Below are 13271 nucleotides of genomic sequence, written 5' to 3' on the forward strand. Positions count from 1 at the left end.
AAACCGCAAGCGCACGATGCAGGAGTGAGGCACTGTTATGGATATTATCAAGTGGTCGGAAAAGCTCATGTCCATGGATGACAAGAGCTGGCAACGGCATGCGAATCCATGGAGTGTCTATTCCCGTTTTTCTGCATTGCCGCTGATCTCACTGGCATTTTGGTCGCGTGAGTGGTTGGGGGCCTACGCGTTGGTGCCGATTCTGTTATCTCTGCTTTGGGTATGGATCAATCCCCGCGTGTTCGGTGTGCCTGAGCGTACCGACAACTGGGCATCCAGGGGCACGTTCGGCGAGCGTATCTATCTGAACCGGCATACTGAATCTATACCTGCTCATCACCTGCGCGCTTGCCGTGTGTTACAAGCGTTGTCCTTGGCCGGTGTGCCGGTGTTTATCTACGGGCTCTATACACTGGATCTGGCCACGCTTCTGTTGGGGAATCTTTGGGTGATGGCGTTCAAGGCCTGGTTTGTTGATCGTATGGTGTGGCTCTATATGGATATGAAAGAGGCCCGGCCAGAGCCTGAAGCTCAGTGAAGGCTGAAGAAATCGGCCATGAAAGAGGGGCCTTCGGTCGTGACGAACTCCTGGAATTGCGTTGCCGCTGAACTGAGTTCTTTCCCTATCATCCTGACCACGAACCATTGGCGAATATCAGGCATGCCCTGGACTTTCAGCTCTTTCAGACGCCCGGTCATCAGTTCCAGCTGAAGGGTGTGTTGGGAGATCACCGCGAGCCCCATGTTCGCCATCACGGCCTGCTTGATATTTTCGTTGCCGCTCATCTCCTGAATAGGGGGCAGGTCCAGCCCTCTATCTTCGAAAAAGTGCTCCAATACCATGCGAGTGCCCGATCCCGACTCGCGCGCCAAAAACGTCTCGCTTAGCAGCTGCTTGGGGTCGATATTCTCCGCCTCGGCCAGTGGGTGCTTGGGGCTGGCGATGATGACATAGGGGTGTTTGGCAAACGAGGTCGCCTCCACTTCAATGCGTCTTGGTGTGCGTCCCATAAGCGCCAGATCCACCGCTTCGCTTTCCAGCAGGTCAATCACGTCGCTGCGGTTGGCGATCTGGATGTCGAGTTTTGCTTCCGGGTGACGGGCTTGAAATTGAGCCACGAGATGCGGTCCGAAGTTACGTGAGGTACTGACCATCGCCACTTTCACCGTGCGGCGCTCTCTGCCGAGCATCTCCTGTATGGCGTTGTTGGCCTCCCTGAGGGTCTGGGTGATGCGCCGTGCGTAGGGCACCAACTTTTCGCCTGCTGGTGTCAGCTCGATGCTGCGTCCCTTCTTTTCAAAAAGCGGTGAACCGAGCTCCTCGCCGAGGCTTCCCATCTGCATGGAAACCGCCGGCGGCGTAAGCCCCAAAGACTCGGCAGCGCGCTGGAAACTAAGGGTTTCGGCAGCGACCAGAAATATCTGGAGCTGCCGCAGCGTGACCTTTTGCAACTTGTCCCGTGGTTGTTTCATGGTGACCGAATTCCTATGGATCAGGCTCAGCATATTACCACCCCGCGGCCATAGGGCCAGTGCCCCTAAAAGCAAATACGTCATGTATGTGCGAGCTGTGTCATGAGCGTAGCGGCAGGACAGCGGGGGCTGTGATGGCATGACACTTTGAGGTATTAATGTCGACTGATTAACCGTTTGGAACAAGTGACCCGGCGCTATGGATCTGCACAATCTGAAACTGAAGCTTAACGACCATTTTCCCATCATCGTTATTGAGACCCATGACGAGCAGCGGGTGGTCGATCTGCTTAGAACGGCCACCGCTGAAGATGCAAAACTCGGTACGCTGCGAATATGGAGTGCCAGCGAGGGGGTGGATCTCTATCGCAAGCCGGATGTTTCAAAGTGGCAGGTGGAGGGGCTTGAGAGTGCCGCGCGCAGTGGTGCCGGCAGCGCCGACATGACCGACCCTCAATCGATGCTCAAGGCGGTCAAGGAGCTGGTAAAGGACAGCATCCTGTTATTGCCTGACTTTCACACATATCTGCAGGATCCCGTGGTGCTGCGCCTCGTTAAAGAGATAGCCCAGCAGTATTACGTCAACAACACCATGCTGGTGTTTGTCAGTCACGCGTTTGATGTACCCGCCGAGATCGAGCGCATGTGCATTCACCTCGAGATCTCCATGCCCTCAACCGAACAGATTACCGAGCTGGTCAAGAAAGAGGCGCGTATCTGGGCGTTAAAAACCAATGAGAAGCTTAAGGGCGATAGCCGCGCGATGGACCTGCTGATCCGGCATCTGGTCGGACTGACCGAGGCCGATGCGCGTCGATTCATTCGCAGTGCCATATACGACGACGGGGCGATTACCCACAGTGATATTAAAGCGGTGATGGATGCCAAGTACCGCATGCTCTCCAAGGGCGGGGCGATCACCTATAGCTTTGATCTGGCGGATTTTTCGGAGATCGGCGGTTTTGGTCGGCTCAAATCCTGGCTGGAGGTGCGCAAGCCGTTTTTCCTCGGCGAGGTCGAAGGCGCTGCGATGGATATTCCAAAGGGGCTGATGCTGATCGGTGTTCAGGGCTGCGGCAAGAGCCTCGCGGCAAAGTCTATAGCCGGCAGCTGGGGCGTACCCTTGCTCAAGCTGGATTTCGGCGCGCTGTTCAACAAGTACATCGGCGAGACGGAGAAAAATCTGCGTGAGGCACTACGGGCGGCCGAGATGCTGGCCCCGTGTGTGTTGTGGATCGATGAGATCGAAAAGGGGATCAGTTCCGGTTTCGGGGATGACTCGGGCACGGCCGGTCGTGTCTTGGGCACGTTGCTGACCTGGATGGCCGAGAACAGCAGTCGTACTTTCATTGTTGCGACGGCGAACAACATCGAGCAGCTACCGCCCGAATTGCTGCGCAAGGGGCGTTTGGACGAGATCTATTTTGTGGATCTGCCGGATCTGAGCGCACGCCGTGCGATCTTCTCGGTGCATCTAGCCAAGCGGGAGAAAGATCCGCAACTATTCGATCTCGACCAGTTGGCAGAGCGCTCGGAAGGGTTTGCCGGTGCCGAGATCGAGCAGGCGATTGTCTCGGCCGGATATTGGGCGCACTCGCAAAAGGAGGCGCTGGCGACTGGGCATATCCTCAGAGAGCTTGAAAACACCCAGCCATTGTCAGTGGTGCGTGCCGAGTCCATCGCGGCATTGAGAGCCTGGGCGGCGGGACGCACTGTGAGCGTAGGGTAAGCGAAAAAAAAAGGCGCACCCGAAGAGCGCGCCTGACAATAGGGAACGTGATGAGAGATGTACGCGACAGACCTTAGAGATTGAGGTCGAACGGTTCTGCAATCTGTGACAGCCAGGCGTTCAGGCGCTCTTCGGTCAGGTTGGACTGGTTGTCCAAATCCAGCGCGAGTCCGACAAACTTGCCATCCTCGCCAACAGCCTCGGAGTGGTTGAACTCGTAGCCCTCGGTGGGCCAGGAGCCGACAATGTTGGCGCCGCGCTCGGTGAAAAACTCATGCAGTTCACCCAGGGCGTCGACGAACTCATCGGGGTAGCCAACCTGATCGCCAAGACCTATCAGTGCGATGGTTTTGCCGCTGAAATCCTTGTCTTCGATCTTGGGCAGGAACTCCTCCCAGCTTTCATCTTCGAGATCGGCCGACAGGCCCGGCAGTAGTCCTTCGCCAAGTGTCGGGGTGGCGAGGATCAGAAATTCGTAACTGGCGAATTCATCCGGATCGGCTCGGTTGATGTTGAGCGGCTTGGCCATCGTCGCTTCATCGAACTTCTTGCCGATCATTTTGGCAACCTTGCGGGTTTTACCGGTGTCGGTACCAAAGAAAAGACCGATACGTGCCATGATGTTCTCCTTCAGGTCATCAGCTGCAGCAGGTTTGCAATCCCGGCGGGCGGGTGTGTGCCTTAGCTGCTGCGAATTGCATACCAGTGAAGGGGGCTGTTTCCAACTGATTGAATTAAAAGGTATTGGGCCGGCCGATAGCGAGCGTGCCGTGTGGGTCTGTCGCAAATCGCACAGCGACTATTCAGACCCTTCTGTGCGCTTTGCGACAATGTGGGGGCGCTTTAGCCATGACCGGTTGTAGGCGTCATGTGTTGGGTGCGCGGCTTCGAGGTGGTTTGTGAGCCCAGTAATGATGCGCCCTTGATCTGTGCGTACACCTGCTGTCCTGTCCTCAGATCCATCGTTTCCACTGACTTGCGGGTGACACTGGCCAGCAGTGCATTGCCTTCGCCCATGTTTCCAACGCGAAGCAGTACATTGAGGCTTGGGCCTCCGGTGGGCAATATTTTCCAGATGACCGCCGGCAGGCGGTTGAGAATACTGCTGCTGTGGTCCAGATTCAGCGCCAGGCTCACGTCTGTGGCGGCAATTCGCAATCGCTTGTAGACACCGGTTGGCCCTAATGTATCCGGTACTTCAAGGCTGCCGCCGTCGATCTGAAGGGTACTTAGCCCGTAGCGGGCATCAAAATGGAGGACCTTGCCATCGAGCACCGTGACCGCATCCTGAGCGCTCGCGAACGGGAGGTCGGGGCGGGTCATGATCTCGCCGATCTCCCCCTGTGCCAGCAACGCTCCATTTCGCAGTAGCAGTATCCGATCGGCCAGACGCTCCACCTCGCGTCGGTCATGGGTGACATAGAGTACGGGAATCTCAAGCTGGGCATGGAGTTGTTCGAGATAGGGCATGATCTCGTTTTTGTTGTCCTGATCCAGTGCCGAGAGCGGCTCATCCATCAGTAGAATTCTGGGTTTCATCAACAGCGCGCGGGCGATCGCCACACGCTGCTTTTCGCCCCCGGAAAGCGCCTGTACACGACGCTCTAACAGGTGGTTGATGCCCATGAGGCGGGTCAGCTCCTCAAGGTCCTGTGTGTCGCGCCCGGCGATTCCGGCACGGCGCATGCCGTAGGTAAGATTGTTTATCACATTCAGGTGGGCAAAAAGTCCCGGCTCCTGAAACACATATCCGATCGGGCGCTTGTGTGTCGGTACGAAGGTGCGCCCGTGCTGCCAGATGTCGCCGTTGAGCGAGAGCGAGCCGTCGGGGAGACGGGTGAGGCCCGCGATACAGCGCAGCAGGGTGGTTTTACCGCAGCCGGAGGGGCCAAACAGCGCCGTGACACCCTGAGCCGGAATGGAAAACTCGATATCAAGCCTGAAATCGCCGACCTGTCCTTTGAAGCATGCGGCCAGAGTGCTCATCCGTTTAATCTCCCCCAGCGCTTCTCAATCAACATCATCGCCAGTATCAACAGGAAGGAACCGGCGAGCATCCCGCCGGAGAGGATGTGTGCCTGTGTCCATTCCAGGGACTCTACGTGATCGTATATTGCGATGGATAACACCTTGGTTTCCCCTGGCAGATTGCCGCCTATCATCAGTACCACACCGAACTCGCCAACCGTGTGGGCAAAACCGAGTACGGCACCACTTAGAAATCCGGGGCGCGCCAGCGGTAATGCCACGCTGAGAAAACGGTCCAGAGGCGATGCGCGCAGAGTGGCTGCAACCTCCATGGGTGCGCTGCCCAGCGCTTCGAAGGCGTTACGAATTGGCTGCACGACGAAGGGCAGGGAGTAGATGACCGACCCCACCACCAGCCCTTCGAACGTGAAGGGCAGGGTGACGCCGAATGTCTGTTTGAGAAAAACGCCAAAGGTGCTCTGAGGCGACATGACCAGCAGCAGGTAGAAACCCAACACTGTCGGCGGCAGGACCAGCGGCAATGCGACCAGGGCGTTGATGATCTCTTTCCACCAGCTCCGGTTGCGTGCAAGCCACCAGGCCAGCGGCGTGCCAATTAGCAGCAGTATCAGGGTTGTCAGCGTGGCCAGTTTCAGCGTCAGCAGAATCGCCTCGGTCATTGCGTCTACTCCAGTCCGTAGCCGTATCGCTCGATAATGGCCCGAGCGGTGCCGCTGTGAAGAAAGTCGATCAACGCCTGTGCGGCTTGGTTGTCAGCCCCGTGATTCAGTAGCACCGCCTGTTGGCGAATTGGACTGTAGAGACTGGTAGGGAGCAGCCAGCTTGAGCCGCGGCTGTCCAGTGCAACCTGCGCGCGGGCGACGAGTGCGGCAGGGACTGCGCCGGTGTAGGCCATCTGATAGGTTTGGGCGATGCTATCGCCCCGGACGGTAGAGTCCTGATAGTGGTGCCAGACGCCCAGGTTCGTCAGTGCCTCCACTGCGGCGGCGCCGTAGGGTGCGGTTTTGGGGTTGGCGATGGCCAGACGTTCCAGTTGTTGCTCTTTCAGGATGAAGCCTTCGGCGTCGATCAGTGTCTCGTCCGCGCTCCACAACACGAGTTGACCCACAGCATAGGTAAACAGGGATGATGCTACGGCCTGCCCCGACTCGACCAGTTTCGTCGGGCGCGCAGCATCAGCGGCCAGAAACAGGTCGAAGGGCGCTTCGTGGGTAATCTGGGCATAGAGCTTTCCGGTTGAAGCAAAGCTGAGTTTGACCTGATGCCCGGTCTGCTTTTCAAATTCCCTGGCAATCTCCTTTGCCGCCGCCGTGAAATTGGCCGCGACCGCTGCGTTCACCTCTCCTGCCATGCTTTGGGGGCTCAAGAGTGAGAGGCTCAGGGCAGCTGTTGCAATCCAGTGCATATACTTTTTCATCGGGTGATCCTTTTGTGTCTGTTTTGGTTAGGACGAGGCTCAAGCCCCGGCCGTCGTTGCCAGCATGATCTCTTCGGGCTGAATCAGTACCCTGACCTCAGCACCCTGTTGTATCCATGTCTCTTCCGATGGGTCATAGGTGCGGGCCAACGTAATGTTGAAGCCGCCCTTGAGGTGCAACTCGATCTCGCGACCCTGCGGGCTGCTCTCGCAACTGGTTATCCGCGCCGGGAGGCAGTTGATATCGCCTTCGGGAATCCGGTGGTGTGGTGGCACAAGATCAATCGCACTGGCCTTGATAATGGCGAATACGTCCCCGCCGGGGGTGAGCTCAAGGCGGGCAATACTGCTACGGGTAATATGGCTGTTGAGTTCTATATCGCCGATTCTGAGTACGATGCGGGCGATAACGCCCTGGGCATCAATAGCGCTTATTCTGGCCGGAATCTGGTTGCGGGCACTGAATCTCAGTGCCGGTAGAGACTGAGCCAACTGCTGTTGGCTGCCGTTACGCTGTATGCGCAGCAGCTTGAGCAGTGCTTCTCCTGCCGGGGTGAGCCGTGACCCGCCCCCCTTGGCACCGCCGATTGTGGTGTCGACCAGCGCTTCTCCACTTCGCGCGCTGAGTTCGCGTATATGGTTCCAGGCCGTTTTGTAGCTCACGCCGGTCAGCCTTGCGGCAGCGGCTAGCGATGCTGTATTGGCAATGGCATCAAGCAGTCTGAGCCTTTTTTCAAGGCGTCGGCGTTTGTCGAGTTCGGCTGCCAGATTTTCGAGTATCGGGTTCTGTGATGCCACGTGCCTGTACCGTTATGTAAAAAAGTGCTGTTGCTGTGTTGAAGCTTAATCTGTGCCAGATTCTTAACTCCCTGAATTATAGGTAATGATGCCTCAATTGAAGGTGTCGTGTCGTTATGTAAAAAATGTTGCGATCGAAACAAGTGTTGGCTTTGCGACAAACAGACAGCCCCTGACGCCGATACCTGAAAGGGGGACGGTCAACCCTTATCCCGTGCCGGGTTTTCCGTTAGAATCGCTCTCTTAAAGCTAAGCGAGTGGACCCGAATTCAGTGCTCTTCAATAAGCTTCCGGATGACATATTCCTGCCATTGTCCGGCCAGAACCGCCGTATCTACGAGGTGGTGCTGCTGGAGTTGGCGGATCTGTTTTTTGATGAGGATCTGATCGATCCGTTTATCCCCAAGGATCTGGTGCGCTCGACCATCGAGAATGCGGTCGTGCGCTACGGTATTCGACGCTGGGCCGTCGAGTCGGATGACGAAAACGACGGCGACCTGCCGCTCTCCAGTGCCGACTACACCAACCGGATCTACCGGCGTCTGGTGCAGACCGGATGGCTCGAAGAGGAGCAGCGGATCTACCGTACCTATGTGTTGATGTCGCCGGCGAACAGTTATTTGCTGCGATCGTTGGCGTCGATCTCCAAGCTGGAGAAGCGCAGTTATGGTGGTGCGGTGCTCAACGTACTCAGCTCTCTGGAGTCGGCAGTGTCCGATCCTGTCGGGCGCGGTATTGCACTGGAGGAGGCCGCGCAGACAGCAGCCGATTTCAGTGCCCACCTGACCGATATGCTGCTGGGCCTCCGTGAGCTGAAGATCAGCCTGGCCGATAGCTTGACCCCGCAGGAGGTCGTGCGCAGCTTCTTCGACCGCTTTGTCGAACACATCCTCGTGTCCGACTATAAGACGCTGAAGACCAAGAACAACCCGTTCCGTTTTCGCCGCCAGATTTTGTCGATGATGCGCGACCTGCAGTTTGATCCGCTCAAGCTCGATCAGCTCGCCGAGCATTATCAGATGCAGTACGAGCTGGATGTGGAGGAGGCGGAAGCGCTGGTACAGCAGCACATCAACCGCGTCATCCGCATCTTCGAATCGGTGGATCAGCGTCTGGCGGCCATTGACGATTTCCGCTATCAGCTCGAGAAGCGCGTGGCCGACACCGTGCGCTACATGGACAAGACCACGCCAGGTATGGCCGCGCGTCTGTCGCGCTTGATTGCCGAGCTGGCCAAGAAGGACGAGAGCGATATTCCGCTGGTTGATAGCCTTGAGCAGGTCGGCTTTATCTCGCCCTCAAGCGTACGCTCGCCGATCCGCCGTCGTATTGAGACCAAGCCGCGCATCATCACCCAGGCTGAAATCGACCCGAAGGTACTTGCACTCAGACAGTTGTTCAAAGAGTGGAAAGAGCGTCGTGAGGTCAAGGTGGACAAGATCGAAGCCTACCTTGAGGAGCAGTTTGCTGGGCGCGATCAGCTCAACGCGACGGAGTTCCGAATCGACAGCATCGAAGACTACATCTGCTTTAGCTACGTGCGCCACCTGAACTCGCTCGGCAAGAAGGCGCGCAAGACCGCTACGCGCTACCAGATTCAGTTTGAAGACCGCTACGTCAACGTCGCCGATATGGTGGAGTGTCGTGGCTTCGTGATTCACAGGACCCAATAATGCTAGGTGATCTGCAAAAAGTCGTTTCCCGCAACGAACAGCATCAGCCGGACGATTTTATCCGTGCCGCCAATCTGCTGCTGACCAGTCAGTTCCTCTACGCGGACCGCCCTGTGCACCGCGAGCACTACTTTCTGATTGCCGGCAATGTGGATTATTTCCGCAATCTGTTTGCCGCCATCGGCTGGAGCCTGATCTACCAGCCGGACGAGGCCTATCTGGGCATCCTGCCACAGGGCGAGGAGCGCGTGCTGCGCCTGCGACTTGATGAGTCGCTGTTGCTGCTCTGCCTGCGCCAGATCTATGAGGCGAAACTTGAGTCTTTCGAGGTGGAGGATGGCAAGGCGTTCAGCTCCTCTGACGACCTGCTGCGCCTGTATGACACGCTGACCGGCAAGGAGATTCCCAATGAGACCCGTCTCAAGGAGATCCTGTCGCTGTTTACCCGTCACGGTGTGATCGAGCGTGGCAAGTCCGACGAGACCGATCCTAAAAACGTGCCGATCCGCATCAACCCGACCATCCGCCAGGTGGTGGTCGAGGATTATATCGGCCAGCTTGAAGCGCTCTGCGATATCGATAATCGGGAACAGACGGACGAACCGGTCGAGGATGAGGCCGAGCATAACCGCCGTGCCGAGGACAAGGCAGGCGAAGGCGAGAGCGTCGAAACGCCACCGGAACCTGCGGCCGATCAGTCAGCCGCCGAAGACGTAAGCGAAGAGGAAACAGCCGGGGAGCGCAGCAATGAAACAGCTTAATCGCATGGTGCTGGTCAACTGGTATGTGCTGGGGGCCATGGAGATTCCGATCAAGGGTAACGTGGCAATCGTCGGCCCTAACGGCTCCGGTAAATCCTCGCTACTCGATGCCATGCAGACCGTTCTCATGGGTGGCCACAAGCGCCACCTGAGCTTCAACGCCTCGGCGGGTGAGAAGAGCGAGCGCTCGCTGCGTACCTACTGTCTTGGCTTCCTCGACGATATGGGCAAGAAAGGCAACGCCCGTGAGGACTCGATCTCCTATCTGGCGATGAGCTTCTTCGATACCGAAACTGCGCAGGAGAGCTGTGTCGGCATCGCTATCAGCGCATCCACCGCCAGTGCCGATGAAGAGATTCTCGGCCGGTTTATTCTGCCCAACTTCTCGGTGACGCTCGATGACTTCACCGTCAAACAGGGCAGCGGTCGCATGCCGAGAGCCTGGAATGAGGTGCGTGACGGTCTGCTCAAGCAGTGCCCGGAGATGATTCTGGAGAAGCGTGCGGCACGCTTCGTCAAAGAGATGGTGACACACCTGAGTCACGATCCGCAGATGCCCAACGACGACGACAAGTTCGTCAAGAACTTCAAGAACGCGCTGAAGTTTGTGCCGATCGACAGCCCGACCCGATTCGTGCGCGAGTTCGTGCTCGATGAGAACATTGTCCACGTCGGCGCCTTCCGCAAGTCACTCGACGAATACCGCGCGATGGAGCAGAAGACCCAGGAGGTTGCCAACCGTATTACCGAGTTGGAAAAAGTGCAGGAGATGTGTCGCGGCATCAGCCGTAACCTGCGCAACTCGGTGGAGTATGAGTGGGTTGTGCACGAGAGTCGCTTCGAGCAGGCCGACCTCAAGAAGGAGGAGGCTGCCGAGCGTCTTGAAACGTCGCAGGAACAGGAAGAAACGCTGCAGGTTGAGCTGGCCGAAACCAGCGAAGCGCTGAACAAGGCGATTCAGGATCTGGCCAATGCCCGCGCGGAGCTCAATACCTCCGATTCAGCCCATCAGATCAATGCGCTTGAGTCCTCTATTCGTGCCCACCAGCACGAGCTGAATGTGGTCAAAGACCGTATCCAAAGCGTCTATAGCCTGCTGCGTACCACAGTCAGCTTCTCTGATCATACCGATATGTTGCCCGAGGCGTTCCGCCCGGTGGTGGCGCAGTCGGTGGAGCTGTGGCGCTCCGGCGAGAATGTGCTGGCCGAGGCCTGGCCGATCTCCCCGGTGGAGGTGGACAACACCCTGGAGCAGCTGCGCGGTAATATCGACTCGGTGCGTAAGGCGGTATCGCGCCGTTACGAGGAGTCGGTGATCCGTATCAACGAGCTGCGCAGCACCATCCAGAACCAGAAGAGCGCCGTCGAGCAGCTGCAGCAGGGGCGGGCGCCGATCCGCCACAACACCCGCGAGCTGATGGAGCTGCTGGAGGGGTATGGCATCAAGTCGACACCGATCTGTGAGCTGGTCGATATCAACGACGACAAGTGGCGTATCGCCATCGAGTCCTTCCTCGGCGCCCGACGCGAAGCGTTGGTGGTGGCCCCGGACCGGGTTAAGGAAGCGATCACGCTGTACCGTCGCAAGGGTCGCCACCTGAAGGGCTGCCGTATCATCAATACCACCAAGAGTGGCGACTGGCTCAACCGGACCAAGAACGGCTCACTGGCGCAGTTTATCGACACCGACAACGACGATGCCCGCGCCTACATGAACCGCGCCTTGGGCGGCGTGATGGCGGTGGAGACCGAAAATGAGCTGTTGCGGCATGAGCGTGCGCTGACCTATGACTGCATGTTGCAGTCCGAGGGCTCCACCACTGCGATCAACGAGCTGAGCCCGATCATGGGCATCCGCCGTCGCGGCGACCAACTGCAGGTGCAGGGCCGTCAGGTAGATGAGCTGATCAAGGAGTTCACCACCCTTGGCAAGAAGCATGAAACCCTGGAGAAGCTGCGCGACTCGCTGATCAGTCTGGCCAATGGCCTGATGGGCGTGAACGAGCGGGTATATGATCTGTGTACCCAGCGCGAACAGCTCAGCGGCGAGGTGCGTGGCTTCGAGCAGGCGATCACCGATCTACGCAACCATGACGATTCCGGCATTCAGGCGCGCATCGCCGAGCTGGCAGAGCATCAGAAGGCTGTCGAGAGCAAGCAGAAGTCCCTGATGGACAAGCTGCAGAAGGTGCGTACCAACATCATCAAGGATAACGCACTGGTCGAAGCGCTTGATGGCGAGCTGGTTGAGCACGTTCAGCGCCGTACCGTCTGCGAAGAGAAGGGCGAGTTCGATGCCCAGTCTGCGCAGGAGAAGCGTGACTATCTTGACGAAGCCTGTGATGGCGAGCTGGAACGTATCATCTTCGAAGCGGCGAAGAAGGCTCAGTCCGAGCTTCAGCTGCATGAGAAGAAGAAAAACGGTGTGCGCGATGCCGTGGCCCAGTACAAGGCCCGCTATCACGGCGGAGGCATGAGTCATCAGGAACTCGACAAGATCGGCCCCGACTCTACCCATGAGGACCTGGAGAAGTTTGTCGACAGCACCGTCGAGGCGTTGCGTGAATCGGAGCTGGCGCAGTATGCGCAGAAAGCCGAACGCGCCCGCCTGGAAGCGGAAACCGCCTTCCGCTCCGACTTTGTGGCGCACCTGAACGACCAGATCAACAAGATTCGCGATCTGATCCGCGAGCTGAACTCCCACCTGAAGAACCGTCCGTTTCACAAGGAGATGTACAGCTTCGAGATGAGCCCCAACCCGGAGCTCAAGGATATCCTCGAGCTGGTCGAGGCCTATACCCGTATGGATCAGGCCAATGTCGGCTCACTGTTCGATCTGCAGCACTCCGGTGACAGCACTCACCGCAACGCGCTGGCCAAGATCCATGACGTACTCAAGGATGAGGGCGAAAGTAGCCTGTTGCAGGATTACCGTAACTTCTACAATTTCGAGTTGGTGGTGAAGGACCTGCAGGGTAACCGCAAGACCACGCTGACCCAGCGTATCAAGACCGGTTCCGGTGGTGAGCACCAGGTACCGTTCTACGTTGCCATGGCGGCGGCACTGGGCGCGACCTACCGGTTGAAAGAGGGCAGTGACGGCAAGCCGGTGGGTGGCTTTAGCCTGTCGGTATTCGATGAGGCGTTCAACAAGCTCGACTCGGAGAACACCGTCACCTCACTGGGCTTTATGTCCGACCTCGGTTTGCAGACGATCATTGCCGCGCCGGATGAGAAGTACTCATTGCTGTCATCCTGCATGGATACGATCATCAACGTCTGCCGTGATGGCCGCGTGGTCGATATTGACGTGGAGTTCCCCACGGAACGGGGCAAGGAGCTATTGGCGTCAGACCACCCCTATAAACTGATGCCGCGTGAAGAGCTTGAAAGTGAGGATGAAGATCAGGCTGAACTGGTCTGATCCGGCT

At 57.7% G+C, this 13271-nt stretch carries 11 protein-coding genes; 5 read left to right on the forward strand and 6 right to left on the reverse strand.

Annotated elements, in window-relative coordinates:
- The first annotated feature begins 37 nt into the window (after positions 1-37).
- Complete coding sequence (locus ADIMK_RS10730) at positions 38-538, forward strand: DUF6653 family protein (protein WP_036187633.1); 501 nt, start codon at positions 38-40, stop codon at positions 536-538.
- Here the strand turns inward: ADIMK_RS10730 and ADIMK_RS10735 are convergent.
- Positions 532-1473: a LysR substrate-binding domain-containing protein gene (locus ADIMK_RS10735; protein ID WP_051692860.1), complete on the reverse strand. Its 942-nt coding sequence runs from the start codon at positions 1471-1473 to the stop codon at positions 532-534. The two genes, ADIMK_RS10730 and ADIMK_RS10735, sit on opposite strands and share 7 nt — an antisense overlap.
- Positions 1474-1672: 199 nt before the next feature.
- Between ADIMK_RS10735 and ADIMK_RS10740 the strand changes: the two genes are divergently transcribed.
- Positions 1673-3202, forward strand: coding sequence for an AAA family ATPase (locus tag ADIMK_RS10740; RefSeq protein ID WP_036187636.1), 1530 nt, complete (start codon positions 1673-1675; stop codon positions 3200-3202).
- A gap of 73 nt (positions 3203-3275) precedes the next feature.
- Here the strand turns inward: ADIMK_RS10740 and ADIMK_RS10745 are convergent, their stop codons facing one another.
- From ADIMK_RS10745 to ADIMK_RS10765, 5 genes are all read right to left on the reverse strand, one after another.
- Entirely contained in the window at positions 3276-3821 is a 546-nt protein-coding gene (locus ADIMK_RS10745; protein WP_036187638.1) for a flavodoxin, read from the reverse strand.
- A 224-nt stretch (positions 3822-4045) separates the two neighbouring features.
- Entirely contained in the window at positions 4046-5188 is a 1143-nt protein-coding gene (gene modC / locus ADIMK_RS10750) for a molybdenum ABC transporter ATP-binding protein (protein WP_051692861.1), read from the reverse strand.
- Positions 5185-5850: a molybdate ABC transporter permease subunit gene (gene modB, locus ADIMK_RS10755; RefSeq protein WP_036187639.1), complete on the reverse strand. Its 666-nt coding sequence runs from the start codon at positions 5848-5850 to the stop codon at positions 5185-5187. Before modB ends, modC begins: the two co-directional genes overlap by 4 nt.
- 5 nt (positions 5851-5855) lie before the next feature.
- On the reverse strand, positions 5856-6608 hold the full coding sequence (gene modA / locus ADIMK_RS10760; RefSeq protein WP_036187641.1) for a molybdate ABC transporter substrate-binding protein: 753 nt from the start codon (positions 6606-6608) through the stop codon (positions 5856-5858).
- A 39-nt stretch (positions 6609-6647) separates the two neighbouring features.
- Entirely contained in the window at positions 6648-7406 is a 759-nt protein-coding gene (locus tag ADIMK_RS10765) for a TOBE domain-containing protein (protein WP_051692862.1), read from the reverse strand.
- A gap of 272 nt (positions 7407-7678) precedes the next feature.
- Here ADIMK_RS10765 and ADIMK_RS10770 point away from each other — a divergent pair, with 272 nt between their 5' ends.
- Genes ADIMK_RS10770 through ADIMK_RS10780 form a run of 3 tightly spaced genes read left to right on the forward strand, consistent with a single transcriptional unit; the run spans position 7679 to position 13264 of the window.
- Positions 7679-9079 (forward strand): Wadjet anti-phage system protein JetA family protein, encoded by a 1401-nt coding sequence (locus tag ADIMK_RS10770; protein ID WP_036187643.1) that lies wholly within the window; start codon positions 7679-7681, stop codon positions 9077-9079.
- Complete coding sequence (locus tag ADIMK_RS10775) at positions 9079-9840, forward strand: DUF4194 domain-containing protein (protein WP_051692863.1); 762 nt, start codon at positions 9079-9081, stop codon at positions 9838-9840. Before ADIMK_RS10770 ends, ADIMK_RS10775 begins: the two co-directional genes overlap by 1 nt.
- The gene (locus tag ADIMK_RS10780) at positions 9827-13264 is read left to right on the forward strand and encodes an SbcC/MukB-like Walker B domain-containing protein (RefSeq protein ID WP_036187645.1); all 3438 of its coding nucleotides are present in this window, start codon (positions 9827-9829) and stop codon (positions 13262-13264) included. Before ADIMK_RS10775 ends, ADIMK_RS10780 begins: the two co-directional genes overlap by 14 nt.
- Positions 13265-13271: the final 7 nt, after the last annotated feature.

Source organism: Marinobacterium lacunae (genome assembly GCF_000705555.1).
Classification (GTDB): Bacteria; Pseudomonadota; Gammaproteobacteria; order Pseudomonadales; family Balneatricaceae; genus Marinobacterium_D; species Marinobacterium_D lacunae.